This is a genomic window from Pedobacter sp. PLR, from assembly GCF_026239675.1.
Classification (GTDB): domain Bacteria; phylum Bacteroidota; class Bacteroidia; order Sphingobacteriales; family Sphingobacteriaceae; genus Pedobacter.
Window position 1 is genome coordinate 192,392 of sequence record NZ_JAPIVQ010000010.1, and the last position, 16,454, is coordinate 208,845.

16 protein-coding genes are annotated in these 16,454 nt (G+C 42.4%); 5 read left to right on the plus strand and 11 right to left on the minus strand.

Going from position 1 to position 16,454, the window contains the following annotated elements; all coding sequences use genetic code 11:
• Positions 1-116: 116 nt before the first annotated feature.
• On the minus strand, positions 117-2,552 hold the full coding sequence (locus OQX61_RS22275; RefSeq protein WP_265844033.1) for a prolyl oligopeptidase family serine peptidase: 2,436 nt from the start codon (positions 2,550-2,552) through the stop codon (positions 117-119).
• A 155-nt stretch (positions 2,553-2,707) separates the two neighbouring features.
• Here OQX61_RS22275 and OQX61_RS22280 point away from each other — a divergent pair, with 155 nt between their 5' ends.
• A complete protein-coding gene (locus OQX61_RS22280; RefSeq protein ID WP_265844034.1) occupies positions 2,708-3,643 on the plus strand; it encodes an AraC family transcriptional regulator in 936 nt (311 codons plus the stop codon).
• 35 nt (positions 3,644-3,678) lie between these two features.
• Here the strand turns inward: OQX61_RS22280 and OQX61_RS22285 are convergent, their stop codons facing one another.
• The gene (locus OQX61_RS22285) at positions 3,679-3,849 is read right to left on the minus strand and encodes a hypothetical protein (protein ID WP_265844035.1); all 171 of its coding nucleotides are present in this window, start codon (positions 3,847-3,849) and stop codon (positions 3,679-3,681) included.
• Between the two features lie 393 nt (positions 3,850-4,242).
• Here OQX61_RS22285 and tatA (OQX61_RS22290) point away from each other — a divergent pair, with 393 nt between their 5' ends.
• On the plus strand, positions 4,243-4,518 hold the full coding sequence (gene tatA / locus OQX61_RS22290; protein WP_265844036.1) for a twin-arginine translocase TatA/TatE family subunit: 276 nt from the start codon (positions 4,243-4,245) through the stop codon (positions 4,516-4,518).
• A gap of 26 nt (positions 4,519-4,544) precedes the next feature.
• The gene (tatA, locus tag OQX61_RS22295; RefSeq protein ID WP_265844037.1) at positions 4,545-4,727 is read left to right on the plus strand and encodes a twin-arginine translocase TatA/TatE family subunit; all 183 of its coding nucleotides are present in this window, start codon (positions 4,545-4,547) and stop codon (positions 4,725-4,727) included.
• On the opposite strand, the gene OQX61_RS22300 is transcribed toward tatA (OQX61_RS22295), so the two are convergent.
• From OQX61_RS22300 to OQX61_RS22310, 3 genes are all read right to left on the minus strand, one after another.
• Positions 4,724-5,701, minus strand: a complete 978-nt coding sequence (locus OQX61_RS22300; protein WP_265844038.1) for a Gfo/Idh/MocA family oxidoreductase — start codon at positions 5,699-5,701, stop codon at positions 4,724-4,726. The genes tatA (OQX61_RS22295) and OQX61_RS22300 overlap by 4 nt on opposite strands.
• A gap of 9 nt (positions 5,702-5,710) precedes the next feature.
• The gene (locus OQX61_RS22305) at positions 5,711-6,544 is read right to left on the minus strand and encodes a hypothetical protein (protein ID WP_265844039.1); all 834 of its coding nucleotides are present in this window, start codon (positions 6,542-6,544) and stop codon (positions 5,711-5,713) included.
• 194 nt (positions 6,545-6,738) lie between these two features.
• Positions 6,739-7,716 (minus strand): DUF1080 domain-containing protein, encoded by a 978-nt coding sequence (locus OQX61_RS22310; protein ID WP_265844040.1) that lies wholly within the window; start codon positions 7,714-7,716, stop codon positions 6,739-6,741.
• 86 nt (positions 7,717-7,802) lie between these two features.
• Between OQX61_RS22310 and OQX61_RS22315 the strand changes: the two genes are divergently transcribed.
• The gene (locus tag OQX61_RS22315; protein ID WP_265844042.1) at positions 7,803-8,720 is read left to right on the plus strand and encodes an NADP-dependent oxidoreductase; all 918 of its coding nucleotides are present in this window, start codon (positions 7,803-7,805) and stop codon (positions 8,718-8,720) included.
• A gap of 2 nt (positions 8,721-8,722) precedes the next feature.
• Here OQX61_RS22315 and OQX61_RS22320 read toward each other — a convergent pair whose 3' ends face one another.
• The gene (locus OQX61_RS22320) at positions 8,723-9,835 is read right to left on the minus strand and encodes an SAM-dependent methyltransferase (RefSeq protein ID WP_265844043.1); all 1,113 of its coding nucleotides are present in this window, start codon (positions 9,833-9,835) and stop codon (positions 8,723-8,725) included.
• Between the two features lie 68 nt (positions 9,836-9,903).
• Here OQX61_RS22320 and OQX61_RS22325 point away from each other — a divergent pair, with 68 nt between their 5' ends.
• Positions 9,904-10,428 carry a DUF4142 domain-containing protein gene (locus tag OQX61_RS22325; protein ID WP_265844044.1) on the plus strand — a complete coding sequence of 175 codons (525 nt, stop codon included), beginning with the start codon at positions 9,904-9,906 and terminating at the stop codon, positions 10,426-10,428.
• A gap of 27 nt (positions 10,429-10,455) precedes the next feature.
• Here OQX61_RS22325 and OQX61_RS22330 read toward each other — a convergent pair whose 3' ends face one another.
• The 5 genes from OQX61_RS22330 to OQX61_RS22350 form a co-directional block, all read right to left on the minus strand.
• A complete protein-coding gene (locus tag OQX61_RS22330) occupies positions 10,456-11,112 on the minus strand; it encodes an MgtC/SapB family protein (RefSeq protein WP_265844045.1) in 657 nt (218 codons plus the stop codon).
• A gap of 131 nt (positions 11,113-11,243) precedes the next feature.
• On the minus strand, positions 11,244-11,798 hold the full coding sequence (locus OQX61_RS22335; protein WP_265844046.1) for an alpha/beta hydrolase: 555 nt from the start codon (positions 11,796-11,798) through the stop codon (positions 11,244-11,246).
• Positions 11,799-11,890: 92 nt separating this feature from the next.
• A complete protein-coding gene (locus OQX61_RS22340; protein ID WP_265844047.1) occupies positions 11,891-14,041 on the minus strand; it encodes a glycoside hydrolase family 97 protein in 2,151 nt (716 codons plus the stop codon).
• 175 nt (positions 14,042-14,216) lie between these two features.
• On the minus strand, positions 14,217-15,929 hold the full coding sequence (locus OQX61_RS22345; RefSeq protein WP_265844048.1) for a DUF6377 domain-containing protein: 1,713 nt from the start codon (positions 15,927-15,929) through the stop codon (positions 14,217-14,219).
• Positions 15,930-15,960: 31 nt separating this feature from the next.
• Positions 15,961-16,212, minus strand: a complete 252-nt coding sequence (locus tag OQX61_RS22350) for a UPF0175 family protein (RefSeq protein WP_265844049.1) — start codon at positions 16,210-16,212, stop codon at positions 15,961-15,963.
• Positions 16,213-16,454: the final 242 nt, after the last annotated feature.

The following is a 16,454-nucleotide window of genomic DNA, read 5'->3' on the forward strand; positions in this document are numbered from 1 at the left end:
GGCGGTACAACTAGAATAACAAAACAACTTTTGAGAACGCAAAACGCCCTCCTGATTAAAATCGGGAGGGCGTTTTCTATTATCTGGTTGAAATCATCAAACCGGAAGAGTGCTTTTTATTTCTTGTTCTTCACGTATTTTTCCAACCACTGATCCTGCTCCCAGAACGTATGAAGAATCGATTCCCTGCTTCTGTAACCATGGAATTCTTTAGGTAGTAATACCAATCTCACTGTACCTCCATGACCTTTAATCGCGCTATATAAACGCTCACTCTGAATCGGGAAAGTTCCTGAGTTTTCATCATCAATACCATGAGTCATCAGTAAAGGTGTTTTAATTTTATCAGCATAATTGAAGGGCGACATTTTGTTATAAACGTCCATTGCCTGCCAATAGGTACGGGCCTCGGCCTGAAAACCAAAAGGTGTTAACGTACGGTTATAAGCACCACTTCTGGCGATTCCCGCAGCAAAAAGATTGGTATGAGCCAATAAGTTGGCGGTCATGAATGCACCATAAGAGTGTCCTCCTACTGCGATTCTCCCTCTATCGGCCACGCCCATATCCACTACATAATTGATCAACGCGGTGGCATTGTCTTCAATCTGTTTCAGGAAAGTATCATTAGGTTCATCTTTTCCTTCTCCAACAATTGGCATATCTGCCTGATCCAATACCGCATAGCCTCTGGTTACCCAAAACACCGGCGAGCGGAAAGCCAGCCTTGTGAAGCGATACGGAGAACCTTTCACCTGTCCGGCTGCTGCCAGACTTTTAAATTCACGTGGATAAGCCCAGATCAGGACCGGTAATCCACCGTTTTCTTTTTTATAATCTTTCGGCAGATATAGTGTTGCAGAAAGCTTAATCCCGTCCTTACGAGGGTAAGAAAGCAAAGTCTTTTGTACACCTTTTAAGCTCGGATAAGGATCAGAGAAATTCGTTAATGCCTGTTCCGACTTATTTTTCAGGTTCAGTGCAAAAACATTCGGAGTTTCTTCCGTTGATTCTCTGGAAATATAAACCTTTCCGGTATTGTTAAAAAACACAGGCTCCTCATAATAAGGCGCTTTAGACTTGAACAGCGTATCCTGTTTATTGGTCATCAGGTTCCATTTCATCAGGAAAGGGCGATCTCCTTGTGGGGAAGCACCTGCGCCTTTGGTGAAAACTACACCAGCTTTATCAAACAACAATACCCTGGCGGAGAATGGACCTTTGCCATATAGAAAATCTCCGGGATCTTTGTAAGTATCTTCTGAAGAACCTTCAGTAATCACTTTCAGGATCTTTCCGCTTTTCGGATTGATCAAAGTCATTTTCGCCGTCCGGCTTTTTCTCCATTGTTCTTTGAGGACCGCATAATTCTGGTTGCCCCATTCTACCCCTCCAAATCTCGAAGCCATACTAACCAGCTTTACCGGAGTAGCTGAGAAAGGAGCTTTAAGCATAAATAAAGCATCACGAACTTCGGCTTTCACATTTGGATCGCCCTTATCCTGCGCCTCGGCCCATACGATCGTTGCCGCCGCATCATTTCTCCACTCGTAAGCACGCGGGCCCATCGCTACGGCGTCAAAACCAGTCGGCAATTTCTCCGCTAAGGGGGCATGGTACAATTCTTTCACTGGTTTTCCTGCTGTATCCAGAATCGTAGTCTGGAAAGGGAAATAGTAAATAGGCACCAGATAAGAATAAGGTTTCTCGATGGTCTGCACCATCAGGAAGTTCCCATCCGGTGAATATGCTGCTTTGCGATAAATTGCCGGACCTGAAATCTTTTTCACCTGACCTTTTAAATCTACCTCCTGCAATTCGGAACTCAGGTAATAGCCCATCAGGCTCTGGTCATAAGTATTTTGAAGTAAGTTCTGATACGTCCTTGAAGGCGTCACTACGCCCATGTTTTCCTGAACCACCGGTCCCGAAGGCACTATGTTTTCCTGCGGTTTCGCAGCACGCGCTGGCAGTATAAACTGCGCAAGGATACGTTTCCCATCGGGATGCCATTGTAAAGTTGTGCCATAAGCATCGTTCAACAACCCATTGGTTAGCCTGTTGGCTTTAAGGTTTTTGACATCTACCAACCACAGCTCCACTCCGGTTAGGGTATTGTTACTAAAGGCGAAGAAATTCCCGTCTGCATTCCAGCTGATATTGGTCATTCTCATTTTCTCCGGTAATCCGGCTACCTTATTTTCTTTTCCGGTTTTCAGGTCTTTAATCGTTAAATCATTATAGATACCTGACACTTCCCCTTCGGTGGAGTTATTGGCGGGATTAACCCTGATGCCTGCCAGTCCGATCACGGGTTGAGCAACCTGCTCGATGGAAGCATATCCGGGTGAAGAAAGCAGCAACATCAGGCTACCGTCTTTGTTAAAACGTACTGTCGGACTACCAGGCGCATCTACCAGGTCAACAATACTTTTCGGGGGTAATTGGTAGGTCAGGTTTTCCTGCGCATACCCTTGGGTGCTTAAACCTGCCACCAGTAATAAACTGAGCAAGGTTTTAGTCATGGGTTTATAGTTTTCGGTCTGTTTCATTCGGTTAATTTTGTAACCATGACATTTATAGTCAATGGTATGGGTAACACACAAAAATGGCATTCTTATGGAATGGTTGGTATATTATCGCGTAAAAGTTACCTGTTTAAGGAATACCCGTCAATTGCAAGCACAAATTATTCTATATTTAATCTTTGAAATATTCAATTGACCCCAGACCTTTTATGCCAACTGTTGAAACCATTGATCAGTTTTACAAAAGAACCAACCAGATCATTCCTGCAGAATTATTGAACTTTTCCGGAAATCCAGGCCATTTTAATGTTAAAGAGCGCAGTTATTGCAGCAAAGTGAGTCCATACAACAGAAGGGATCATTATAAAATATTCCTGAACATCGGGCAAGGCAGACTTCATATGGCAAATGAGGTGATTGAAATTGACAGGCCGGCATTGATTTTATCGAACCCGATGCTCCCTTACTCCTGGGAATCAACCTCAGAAGAACAGAAAGGTTATTATTGTCTGTTCAATGATGCTTTTATTTCCCCCGATTTGAAAAAAGGACTGGAAAGAATATGCCCCCTGTTTAACCCGGCCATTTCTCCCTGTTGCTTTTTAACGGAAGATGCGCATCAACGCGTTAACGGGTATTTCCTGCAACTGATCGATGAATTAAAGAGTGATTATGAGTATAAGTTTGATGTCATCCGGAGTATTTTAAAACTGATCATTCATGAGGGGATTAAGATACAATCGGCCAGCCTGGCTCCTGCGCTTACAGACAGTTCAGACCGCATTACGCCCAGATTCCTCGACTTACTGGAGCGACAATTCCCGGTAGATTCTCCGGCAAATCCTTTAAAGGTGAGGAGTGCCTCGGATTTTGCCGACCAGCTCAATATCCATGTAAACCACCTGAATTACGTAATTAAGTCACATACAGGGAAAACCACAACGCAGATGATCAGCAACAGAATTATAGCGGAGGCAAAAACACTATTGAAGCAAACGGACTGGGATGTAGCAGAAATCGGATATTGTCTTGGGTTCGACTATCCGGCGCATTTCAACAACTACTTTAAAAAGAATACCGGACTTACACCTGCTGCATTTAAGCACCAGAGCTAAGTCCGCAATTTTTCTTTGATTTATGAAATGGACGTTTATGAAACGTACACTTCTTCTTCTTTTCCGAATGTCCAGACCTGTCGCTGTCCTCTCCTGGCAATCACCAGGGAATAACAATCTTCACATTCTGAGATTTCCAGAACCTCGCCTAAATTGATAAGCGTGTCCCCGATAGATAAATTTGCAATTTCTAAGTTCTTAAACATTATAGGCTGTTCCAATATGTGATCCATGAGAGCGAAAAATAAGAATAGATTTATTTAAAATTTAATTTATACCCAAAAATATAATTATTTATCAAATAACACTAATAATTTAGTTAAATCCGAACATTTCCCTTGTAAACCACATTTAGGCTGACATTTTATCCCTGCAAGATCAGTTTTTAATTGTTTCAAAAAGCCTTGAACCCTATTTCCAGCGTTTTCAGGCTTGATACAGCGATTTCCAGCCTGAAAATTCTAACGGGCAAATCCCTGCTGCTATTGCATAAAAGGTTATAGCAGCAATTCTCAAAATTCACAGGCATTTTTAATTTCGTTTTAATCCCGCTTTAATCTCTTGCCATTAGCTTTGCTAAAACCTTTAAATTATTGAACATGGTGTTATTGGAATTCTTAAATATGGGCGGTGGAGAAATCATGCTCATCCTGGTTGTCGTCCTTTTATTATTTGGTGGCAAGAAGCTTCCGGAACTGGCAAAGGGCCTCGGCAGAGGAATCCGTGAGTTCAAGGATGCTTCGGAGGGTGTTAAACGCGAGATTCATAAAAATATAAACCTCGCTGGTTTAGACGATGAAATCATGGGGAAAGATCAACAGGCTAAAGAGCCGGAACAAGCAGTTAAAGAACCACAAGAAGAAGTTAAAGTTTAATACACAAATCATAAAATAAATAAACGATGTTAAATACTCCTTTACTTGCCGCTTTGGGCGCGCAGGAAATCCTGGTTATCCTTGTTGTGGTCCTCCTCCTGTTTGGTGGTAAAAAAATCCCTGAGCTGTTAGGCGGATTAGGGAAGGGAATCCGTGAATTTAAAGATGGAAAAGACGGTGTCGATCAATCAGAGCCAGAAAAACGTTAAGGTTTCGCGGTAAATCGGTCCATTAGCTGCATAGACAATATGGCTTCTTCTGCGGAGCATGGATTGTCTGTCTGACCTAAGAAATAACCAGTTACCTGCTCAATCATTGGCTGTTGTACGTGTGGTAAGGGGCTAAAGTCATACACTTTAGCAACACCACCTTTTGTTAAGGTAAGCTGATGTCCAAATACCGGAAAGCTAATTTTTCCTGCGGTACCAATAATTTCGCATGAATCTGTTTTATCCTGTGCTGAAACGGTGAAACACCAGCTTCCGCTAAAGACCACTCCGTCTTTGAACCAGACCTGTCCGGTGACCAAATCATCGACCAGACCTGTTCCGGATTGATTGATGGACAATCCGGAGGCGAATATCCACTCCCCGAAAAAGAAAACCATCAGATCCAGCTGATGTGGGGCAAGGTCATGGAACAATCCACCACCAGAAATTGCAGGGTCTAACCTCCAGTTCGTTTCTGAATTTGCAATCTGATCAGAATGTTCCGGTTGAAACATTTTGAGTTGCACCAACCTTACCGCTCCTATTTCCTGGTCCTCCAGCAATGCTTTGATTTTTAAAAACATAGGCTGGGCACGTCTGTAATGTGCGATACTCAATTTGACCCCTGTATTTAGCGATGCATCTCTCATCCTGATGGCTGAGGCTGCGTTTAAGGTCATTGGTTTCTCCACATAAACAGGTTTCCCCGCAGCAAAGGCCATTAGCGCATAAGCTTCATGCTGAGCTGGAGGAGTGGCAATATATATGGCATTTACTTCCGGATCATCAATGAGCTGCTGGGCATCATCATACCATTTTGGTACGCCATGGCGCTGTGCATAATCCTTTGCTTTTGCTGCGTCTCTACGCATTACAGCTACCAATGATGAATTTGGCACCTTATTAAAAGCTGGTCCGCTTTTAACTTCTGTCACGTCGCCGCAACCAATCATTCCCCAGTTAATACTTTTCATTTTCATGGTTTATCTTTTCAGCTTCAATTGATAAATATCAGCTTGTAATTGGTCTGAGTCATTGTCTTCGCATAAAAGAAAGCTGAGTTCCCCGGTTGTTTTATGTTGCAAGGTCAGACCTTCAAATTTATGTTTATCGCTGATTTGTTGTGTAAAATCCAGCGTCATTTTCTCTATATCAATAGCCCCGGTTAAGGTCCCAAAAACAGCTCCATCCTGATAGGTGGAATTGCTGTCCTCCGCAGCTGCTAAAAAGTACAGTTTGCCATCAACCTCTACCGCGTCCGTAAAACCAAACGGAACCCCTTTGATTTCTGGCAACCGGATTTCCTTAAACCTGAGCTTCGAAGGTTTAACAAGGCTTGTTCCTTCCACTTTGAACAGGCCGTTTTTGCCTGCTCCACCATTACCGCGGTTAAAGAAATACCAGTCCTTCCCGGTAAAAACAACCCCTTCTATATTGAAGTTCTCCGAATTGATATGGGCCAGCCTTTGCATTTTCTGGTATAAAACAGAAATATTAGCCGTAGAAATCACCTTTTTAGTTGTTGCATCTACCTTAACCAGCTGATTTCTGTTTTCCGTAGAACCTGAGCCGAATATATACAGCACCTTCCCATGGGTAGTCATTGCTTCAAAATCAGGCTTCAGCTTTTTCACTATGTTTTCCGAAGGAGCAATTGTCAACGGATAAGGTGTCAAATGAGCAGACTTCATTTCATAGGCATACAGGTAAGTACCATTATCGCTAATGATGTTCAACTGGTCGTTTTTCAACAACAAACCGGAGGCAGAACCTATCCCTATGATCTGAAACAACAGTTCAAGTGTAAATTTGTACATAAATGCAATATGCTAATTCTTTGTAGAAAATGGAGCGGAAACGCAGGGCTTCGGGATATTATAACGGCATAACGAGGATGGCATTATAAATATTGGAATATTTATATCGGTTATCAAATTGCTTTCTTAGCTTTTGATAACCGATAATATTTTTTGATAAAGCTAATCGAGGATCAGCTTAGGTGTTAACCAGATTACTTTTTAGCAGGTGTAATCACAATTTTCCTGAATTCGATAGGTCCGTGGTCTCCCTGGAAATAGATCGGTCCCGGTTCCCCTTCATTGCTGTCTAATGCACCGCCGGTAATTCCTGGAATCTCCTGGTTGCTGATGACTGTTTTACCATTCGCAACTACGGTCACCATTCTGCCGACCAATGTAATATCGTAAGTCTGCCATTTATCAGGTCCTAAGGCAGCGATTTCACTTGGTGGTAAAAACCCGTAAACTCCGCTATAATACACGCTGGAAGGATGCGCATCTTTCGGACTATCTTCAATCTGTACTTCATAACGGCCTCTTAAATACACGCCGCTATTGCTGCCTTTCTGATATTTGAATTCTACATGTAATTTAAAATCTTCAAACTTCTGGTCGGAGATTAGGTTGGCACCGGACTGCGGACTGCTCAACACACCATCTTTAACCACCCATTGGTTTTTCCCTAAGGCTTTCCAACCGGTTAAATCTTTTCCATTGAATAATTCAATAGGTTTTGCCCAGACTACCGGACTTGTTCTTTTCAGATAAGGGGCCTTCACTCCTGTCCAATTGTATTTTTTGCCTTCACTGGTCAGCATTGTGCCATGAATTTCTGCACCTTTCAATTCTCCTTCTATCACGAAATCCTGATCGCCGCTTTCCCATTGTGGTGGGATTTTAAAGCTGAATTTACCATTCGCGAACTTTACTTCTGATACTGGTCTGGCACTGCCCGAAGATCCTACAAAATAACCAACCAGGGTACGGTTACCGGACAATTTCACTTCCAGCCAGGAAGGTGCAGATTTCCCGTTTTCATCCACGGTAATGTCCCAGCGACCGATCAGGTCTTTTCCCGGAATATCTTGTACGGCGGAAGAGCTTGTAAGGTACGGAGCGGCAATCAGCGCATCAGCTGATCCAAAACTGAGCATGCCAGTTACAGCCATTAAAAGAAGTTTCTTGTTCATAGTAACGAATTTGGTTTAGATAATCAAAGGTTCTGGCGGTTAAGATAGGAATTAATTCGTATTTTGTGTTTGCCTAATTAAAGCTTATGAAAGCCATTCAATTCAATGCTTACGGAGATTCTTCAGTATTACAGTTACAAGAAATCCCGGTACCTGTCCCAACAGCCCATGAAGTGTTGATTAAAGTGGTGGCCACCACCATCAACCCTTTCGACATCAAGAACCGATCCGGTGCCATGAAAGCCTTTGTTCCGATCACCTTCCCCCATATTCCGGGCACCGATGCATCCGGAATGGTAGAAGCTGTTGGTTCAGCAGTGACCAGGTTTAAAGTTGGCGACCTTGTTTTTGCTACGGCATCCCATGGAACCTATGCTGAATATGTGTGTATTAACGAAGCAACGGTGTCACTGATTCCGGATCAGGTGAGCATGAATGAGGCTGCAGCCCTGGCGGTTCCATTAAATACGGCTTACAGTATTTTAGTAGAAACAGGAAAATTGCAACCGGGAGAAAGGGTCTTGATTCACGGGGCTGGCGGCGGTGTAGGTAGTATCGTCTTACAAATGGCAAAAGCCCTGGGGGCCTATGTGATCGCCACGGCTTCTGGCAGCGGACTGGAATTTATCCGCTCCTTAGGCGCCGATGAGGTGATTGATTACAAATCGCAGGACTTTAGTAAACTGGTAGATAATCCCGACATGGTGGTTGATCTGGTTGGCGGAGAAACACAGCTAAAATCTTACCCATTGGTGAAAAAAGGAGGCAGATTATTGAGTATTGTGATGCCAACTGATGATGAACTGGCAAAAAAATATGGGATTAGTGCACAATTTATCAGTGCTGTCGGCGCTCATAAGAAGCTGGACTTCGGAAAAAGGCTGGTAGAATCGAATAAAATCAAGGTTCATGTCGCCAAAGTAATGAATATAGCACAAGCAGCGGAAGCACAGGATCTGGTTTCTTCGGGTGGCTTAAACGGGAAGATTGTATTGAACTTTTAACCTTATTTAGAAAACTCCGCGCCTTCTATTGCTGTTGCACTTTCCTTTGCCATTCCCTTTTCCTGAATCAGGATCTTGAATTTACAGCCCATATCCATGATTAAGGCATGTCTGAGCATCGCTATTTTTCGCGCGGCTAATGCGATGTCTTTTTCCCCGGAGAAAGCTTTCATCAGCCATTCATTGAAACCCATATGCAGCAAAAACTCCCCCTGACTGGTAAATACCACGTCCTTTAAGCCATATTTCCTTCCCCAATAACTTAAGGCTGAGAAATTAACATGGGTAGTCAGGTCCTGTTCGCCGATATTGGCGTAATAATCCTCATTAATGGTATGGTTTTTAAAACAACATAAAGTTCCTTCCGCCCTGCTGCTTCTATACATTTCCTTACTCACATCACCGTAATCAATCGTCATGACACAACCTTGCGTTAAGGCTGCTGCAATTGCTTTGATCCATGAAATTGCCTGGAGATTGATTTCGGTCTGGAAACCTGGAGGAAGCACCACATTTAACGCAGAAAGGTAGTCGGTTAATGCCGGAGATGCGGGCCTCAGCACTTCTTTAAAGCCATTGTCTACAAATATCTCCATGAGTTGCTCCTTCATGATGACGCGATGGACAGGGAAATTGTCCAGTAACTCATTGGAGAATATGCAACCCCGAATGCCTTTGATCTCTGCAATATCAGTATGCCATTCTACTTTCTCTATGAGGCTGTTTTCAAGGAGTCTCGCTTTCTCCAGGTCTACCATCGCCGGACTTCTTTCAATGATGCAATAGCGAAGGTCCTGGTACATTTCGGTATTACCTTTCAGCACAGAAAGGATATCTTCAGCCAGTTTACCGGTACCTGCACCATACTCTACAATGGTAAAGGGATTTTTCCCCATGGAACACCATAGTTCTTCCATTTTTTTTGCAAGCAGTGCACCAAATACATTACCGAGGTAAGCACTGGTATAAAAATCACCTTGCTTGCCGATTTTAATTGCCTCTGTACAGTAATAACCAACCCTTGGGTGGTACAAGCACATCTCCATGTAATCACAAAAAGATATCGCACCGTTTTTCCGTATTTGTGCTTTGATGAGATTTGGCAGCCCTTTCATAAGATTTGATTACAACCCTATAAAACAGTTATGCCTGAACATTGTTTAATGTTAACAAATCTCAAAACATGAAGAATTGCAGGTTATTGACGATGATGTGCCTTGTGATGCTAATCTTCCAATTCTGTCGTCCTTCCGGAAATCCGGAGATAGCTGAAGAGAAAACCATTGAGGAGCACCTACAGGAGGCTATGTTTATACAACGTGCTGCAATTGACGGGATGCAGGCTATTGCATTAGGACAACTTGCGGCTGAAAAAGCGGTTCAACCAACATTAAAAACCTATGGCGCGCAAATGGCCGGAAATTACGAAGAAATCAATACCTCATTGAGGCAATTGGCTGGTTCGAAAGGGATAAAATTCCCTCCTTCCCTCCCCCGGGAAGAGCAGGATCGCATTCAGCAAATGCGCGAAATGAAGGTTGAATATTTTGAAAAGCTATACTTAAGAATCATGATACAGGGCTTACGAAAAGACATCACGCTTTTTAAAGGAGCCGAAAAAGCACCGGATACCGCGATTGTCGGCTTTGCAAGCAAATACCTACCCAAACTGGAACAACAGCTTCAAAAAGCATTGTCCCTTCAGTAAGCCGGATTTTCCTGTTACCGGTTAACATTACCATTCAAAAGAGCTGACTGCCTCCTGGTTGAGTAACCAGTTGTTAAAAACCTCGAGCCTATCTCCTCTTCCGGAAATCTGCGCATACCAGGTCAACTGCCCGCCTGATCGCAATACCTTGATATTCGTACATTTCAATTTTAGGTTTCCCAACTGCCCGGTAAGGAATAAACTGGACTCCACAAGATTTAATACAACCTTATAATCACGGTGTTGAAAGCGATAATCTATCCAGAACTGGATGTAATCCATCGCATAGAGGATAAACAAAGCTAGCACCATAGAAATTCCTGCCAATTCATAAGCACCAATCCCCACCAGCATCCCTATTGCAGCAGAGATCCATATCGAAGCTGCCGTTGTAATGCCGGAAACGGAGATGTTATTCCTGAATATCACCCCAGCGCCTAAAAAGCCAACACCAGTAATGATATTCGCTGCTACACGATCGCGGTTAGCGTCTACACCCAGCACATAAGAACATATGGTGAAAATGGTGGAGCCGAAGCAGATCAGTGCCAGCGTACGAAATCCGGCAGATTTACCACGGATTTCCCGCTCAAAACCAAGGATACTACCACAAAGCACGGATACAAATATCTTAAGTACCTCGTCGCCATAAATAGGGCTGGAATTAGTAAGGATCGAGTTCAAGGCTGAAAGATATAACGACTTATAATTTATTTACAAGCGGCTACCTAAATATACCAGAAATTCGCCAGAAGAACAAAGGTCAGCCTCCGCCGACCGCAATTATTGATTTTATCTTCATTCGCATTTAAAAATCAGGAATACATTGTTTTCAATTCCTTCAAAAGTTCAGGAAAGTCACTATAACCGTCTCTCCCCAGAAAATGCCCCCCATTAGGTATTGCGACTAGTGGGGCATCCAGTGCTATGGCCTGCTTTTTTGTGAGCTCAAAAGGGACAACATCATCATCAATAGCAGCTATTACCAATCTTTTAGGCACATTTTGAATCAGCGCTGTCGTAGAAATCTGCTCTTCTAAAAAGCTGTCCAGCTCCGGAATATCTTTTAATTGTTCTAAAAAACCGGCAACCAGGATCATACCGCTGGTTTTCAGTTTATACCGGTTTAAATACAAAAGCAAAGAAATACAACCCAAACTATGACCTACAAAATAAGTCTCGCCGGTGATCTTCACATTTTCTTTTAAATGATTGATCCATGCCTCTGGTTGTGGTTTACCGGAATCTGGCATGGCTAATATATGGACAGGTATTCCTTCTTTTTCAAGTTCCGTCTTTATCCATTCAAACCAATGATCTTTAACGCTTGCCATGTAACCATGGACTATATAGACTTGTTTCCCATTCATCGTTCTCAAAAGTATAAATTCTATAACAAAAAAAGAGGCGCTTCCGAACAATACGAAAGCGCCATCTTTAGGGGGGTACTATTTAACGAGGGTTATTTTACTTCGATAATACTGATGGCATATCCACCACCCGGCGCACAATATTGACTTAATTTAGCGCCTTTACTTACCTTAATTTTTCTAATCACATAAGCTTTAGGATTATGCTCATAATGAGCATCTTTTGCATCTGCATAAATGGTTGCTATGTATTTTTTACCGGCATCCAGAAAATCCAGATTTACTTTAGAAGTTCTGCCATTTTCATCGCAGGTACTTCCTACAAACCAGTTGTTCGTTCCTTTGGCTTTTCTGGCGAATGTAATGTAATCTCCGGGTTCTGCTTCTAATACTTTCGTATCGTCCCAGTCTACCGCTACATCTTTGATAAACTGAAAAGCATCTTTGTGCTTGTTATACGTTTCCGGTAAATCTGCAGCCATTTGCAGTGGACTATACATCGTCACATATAGCGCCAGCTGACGGGCAAGCGTACTGTGTACGAAAGAATTGTTTTCCGGGTTATAGGCACTGATTTTAGTTTCGAATATTCCTGGTGTATAATCCATTGGTCCCCCCATTAATCTGGTGAAAGGTAAAATAGTCGTATGATCGGCGTTGTTTCCACCAAAAGCTTCATATTCTGTCCCTCTTGCCGCCTCATTAGCCAGCAAATTTGGGAAAGTGCGGCTCAATCCTGTAGGTCTTACAGCCTCATGCGCATTCACCATGATTTTATACTCCGCAGCCTTTTCTAAGGCATATTGATAGTGATTTACCAGCCATTGTCCGTAATGATGCTCACCTCTTGGGATAATATTACCTACATAGCCGCTTTTTACTGCGTTGTAGCCGTTATCTACCATAAACTTGTATGCTGTATCCAGATGACGTTCATAATTACGCACAGACGATGAGGTTTCATGATGCATCATGATTTTTACATTTTTAGCTGCCGCATAGCGATGCAGTTCTTTGACGTCGAAATCAGGGTAAGGCGTTACGAAGTCGAAAACATAGTCTTTAGTTTTTCCGAACCAATCTTCCCAGCCTTCATTCCATCCTTCTACCAGCACTGCATCCAAACCGTTTTCTGCCGCGAAGTCAATGTATTCTTTTACTCTCTTAGTGTTTGCAGCGTGTTTACCGTTCGGCTTTGTTTTGCTGTAATCGGTTACACCCAGCTGAACATTGTCCAGGTCGTTATAAGCCCAGGTGCTTTTTCCGGTGATCATTTCCCACCATACACCAACATATTTGATCGGTTTGATCCAGTCCGTATCTTTGAATTTAGTCGGTTCGTTTAAGTTTAAAATGGTTTTAGACAGGAGTATATCGCCAGCTTTATCGCTCACAATAACCGTACGCCATGGCGACTGCGCAGGTGCCTGCATATAGCCTTTATCACCGATTGCATCCGGCGTCAATACAGATTCAAGGACCATATTTTTATCATTCAACTCTAAAGACATGGTTGAATAGTTGATCAATGCGGCTTCATGGATATTGATGTACAAGCCATCTTTACTTTTCATCATTAAAGGAGTTTGTAATCCTGTTTCTGAAAAGGTCTTTTGTGATACGTTTGGCGTTACCGCTTCTTTCATTTTTCCACGAACTTCAGATAGGTTTGAAGTCATGGTACTGTATTCCTGGGTATCATAATCACCAGGTAACCAGAATGCTTTGTGGTCTCCGGCTAAAGCGAATTGTGTTTTTTCTTCTTTAATCGTGAAGTAGTTCAGGTTTTTCTGCTGAGGGAATTCATATCTGAAACCCAGACCGTCATTGAACAGTCTAAAGCGAACAATGATAAAGCGATCGCTCGCAGGCTGTTTGATGGTTACTGCAAGTTCGTTGTAGTTGTTGCGGATGGTCTTTACCTCTCCCCAAACCGGTTTCCAGCTCTCATCAAATGTACTTTGTTTAGTGTCTGCAATCTCAAAACCGTTCAAAAGATCCGGCGCATTTTTCAATTGAAAACCGAGTGTACTGGGTTTAACGACCGCTTTGCCTTTATAGGAAAGCTGATATGTAGGGGTTCCGGCATTGCCGAGGCTAAACTTTAAAGTCAGGTTGTTGTCCGGAGATTTTATCTCCTGGGCGTTTACGGAAAAGGTCGTCGTACAACAGAAACAGATCATCAGAATGAACTTAGAAATGCGGGTCATACGGATAGGGTTGCGAAATTGAAAGGTGCTCATACCTGTATATTAAATTTGGTTGAAGAGCCCAAATGGGCTACCGATTCAAAAGTAACCGCGAATTTCTTTAATCAACCTCCGGTTTTTAAAAATGTAGAACCAAAATAAGATTAATTTACTGATTAACAGCTAATTGATATTATTTTTCAATCCTTAAAATGTAGAGCTTACACGGTTAAAACGGAGCTATTGTACCGATTTCTTTGACGTAATCTTCGAAGTTTTCACGTGGGACAATGGCTTTATTCCTCACTTTTGTTCTGTAATTGTAAATAGTGCTCATAGAACAGCGTAGAAAAGCAGCAATCTTTGCACTGTCATGAATGCCTAACCTTAGCAAAGCATAAATTCTTAGTTCGGTGTTTAGTTCTCCGGGTTTAAGCTCAAAGCGTTCTTCTGCGACCAGCAGTTTGTTAAACGCGGATACGAAATCAGGGTATAAGTGTAGGAAGGTATCGTCGAAATTCTTGTACAGTGATTTCAGCTCTGTAGTCATCAGTTCTGTTGATTTCAACATTTTCAACAAGGTTTCCATGCTGCCGGTAGTGGCTTTCTTGTTTAGCGCTTTTCTGTAATCTTCCAGTTTGTTGATGTAGTTGGAACAGAGGTCCAGAAAGTTTCCGATGTACTCTTCTTTAATTCGGTTCGCCTCGCTAAGTTGACTGTTTGAGGCGTTCAATTGTTGATTTACGCTTTGCAGGTCCTGGTTCAGCGTCTTTAACAGGTGGTTTACTTCCTGGAGTTCCAGTCTGCTTTTTTCCACTTTTTTCATCTGCCTGATCACGTAGATGACCGCGGCAATTAATCCGGCAGAAAGCACACTAATCAATACGAGCAGGATCAACAACTGGGTTCTTTGCTGTTTTGCTTTGGTTTGGTGGGCCACATCGATGATTGGAAAAATCTTAGAGATTACGATGGTACGCAAGGCTGCGTTACAGAAAATCGCATCTTCCATAGAACATTTGATGTATCGGTAGGATCGGTCTAAATCGCCGGTCTCATAGAGGCTAATGGCCAGTTCCTGTAATGAAGTGTTCTCTTTAATCGCGTTCTGTATATCTGAAATGGCCGATAACGCAAAATACTTTTGCTGTAGCGGCGTGTTTCCCAGATTTTTATAGACATTTCCTAATGCGGAACTCCAGATTGCATATTCGTGGTTTTTCGTTTTTACTCCGGCAAGCAGGTCTAACAGGATCTTTTCTGCTGCTTTATATTTCCGGGAGCTGCTTAATTTTTCTGCGTAAACGCCGTTGTAGTTTCTGGAGTTTTTTGGCAGGATTTGCAGTAAGGAGTCTCTGTATGCCGCATTGTATTGGCGGTATAAGCCGGTGTTTACGTTATGATAGGCCGCAAGATTGCTGTAAAGGTCTTTGTAGGCCTGGTAGTAACCGATTTTCAGGTTTGTTGTCAATTGATCTGAATGCAGACTTCTCAATATGTTGGCTGCGTCCATGGACATCCCTGCAATGGCATAAAGTGCAGAAAGCTGCAATTTAGACTCCGAGATTTTTGATTGGTCTTTTAACAGGTTCGCGATTTCCAGATTGGAATTGACATATTTTATCGCAGAATCACTTTGATAAGGCTGGTATTCCTGGTAAAGTTTGCTGTTAATGTTGTAAATCTTTTCTTTAGATAAGTCCGTGTTCTCTTTTGATAGCGCAGTCTTTTCTTTTAATAAGCCGGAAGATTTGAGTTGCTGTTTCAGTCCGGATATCCGGGCTTCCCTCCTGTCGGAGTAGATTTTCCTATACTGAATGGTTTGATCGAGCTCTTTTAATAAGCTGTCTAATTCAGGGTTTGTTGGGGCTACGAAGATCGCAGATTTTGCAGTTATTGTTGACCCTGGGTATATACGAGCGCTGGCAGAGATCGCTAACATCAAAAGAAAAACCAGCAGAGCAATAAGGCGATTACTTCTCACCAGTCTTTATTCCCGCGATCCTGTCAAGTTCATCATTTAAATCATCAGTAGAATAATTGATAAAGGAAACACCATAATCGTTAAGTAATTCAGCAAAGGTTCGCTTGCTTAGCCTGGCCATATCAGCAGCATGACCTAAGGAAAGTTTCCCCGATTCATATAATTTAGCTGCTATAAATCTTATTGTATCATTTTGATACTCCCCTAAGCTATGCGGAACTTCTAAGGTTATGGTTGTCATGAGTCAAATTTGCGATTAAAATCTACTGCTGTAAAGATAACCATTCCTATAAATATATCCTACCATCCCAGATGGTTTAGCAAACTGAGCAATAGATAATTCAGCAGCTAGCCAGTAAGTGGAAAAACCACACTATATTACAATTGGCGGAAGAACACCTGAATAGTTGACTTTATTCCAAAAATCTGGCCCCCTAATCTTTATGGAATCTGGCCCACTTTAGCAATCCTCAATTTATCCAG

Bases quoted from the DNA above. Each gene is read 5' to 3' on its own strand.
- OQX61_RS22320 (WP_265844043.1), bottom strand. From the start codon at position 9,835: ATGAAAGGGCTGCCAAATCTCATCAAAGCACAAATACGGAAAAACGGT.
- OQX61_RS22335 (WP_265844046.1), bottom strand. From the start codon at position 11,798: ATGAATGGGAAACAAGTCTATATAGTCCATGGTTACATGGCAAGCGTT.
- OQX61_RS22285 (WP_265844035.1), bottom strand. From the start codon at position 3,849: ATGTTTAAGAACTTAGAAATTGCAAATTTATCTATCGGGGACACGCTT.
- OQX61_RS22305 (WP_265844039.1), bottom strand. From the start codon at position 6,544: ATGTACAAATTTACACTTGAACTGTTGTTTCAGATCATAGGGATAGGT.
- OQX61_RS22310 (WP_265844040.1), bottom strand. From the start codon at position 7,716: ATGAACAAGAAACTTCTTTTAATGGCTGTAACTGGCATGCTCAGTTTT.
- OQX61_RS22345 (WP_265844048.1), bottom strand. From the start codon at position 15,929: ATGTTAGCGATCTCTGCCAGCGCTCGTATATACCCAGGGTCAACAATA.
- OQX61_RS22300 (WP_265844038.1), bottom strand. From the start codon at position 5,701: ATGAAAAGTATTAACTGGGGAATGATTGGTTGCGGCGACGTGACAGAA.
- tatA (WP_265844037.1), top strand. From the start codon at position 4,545: ATGTTAAATACTCCTTTACTTGCCGCTTTGGGCGCGCAGGAAATCCTG.
- OQX61_RS22350 (WP_265844049.1), bottom strand. From the start codon at position 16,212: ATGACAACCATAACCTTAGAAGTTCCGCATAGCTTAGGGGAGTATCAA.
- tatA (WP_265844036.1), top strand. From the start codon at position 4,243: ATGGTGTTATTGGAATTCTTAAATATGGGCGGTGGAGAAATCATGCTC.
- OQX61_RS22315 (WP_265844042.1), top strand. From the start codon at position 7,803: ATGAAAGCCATTCAATTCAATGCTTACGGAGATTCTTCAGTATTACAG.
- OQX61_RS22275 (WP_265844033.1), bottom strand. From the start codon at position 2,552: ATGAAACAGACCGAAAACTATAAACCCATGACTAAAACCTTGCTCAGT.
- OQX61_RS22325 (WP_265844044.1), top strand. From the start codon at position 9,904: ATGAAGAATTGCAGGTTATTGACGATGATGTGCCTTGTGATGCTAATC.
- OQX61_RS22340 (WP_265844047.1), bottom strand. From the start codon at position 14,041: ATGAGCACCTTTCAATTTCGCAACCCTATCCGTATGACCCGCATTTCT.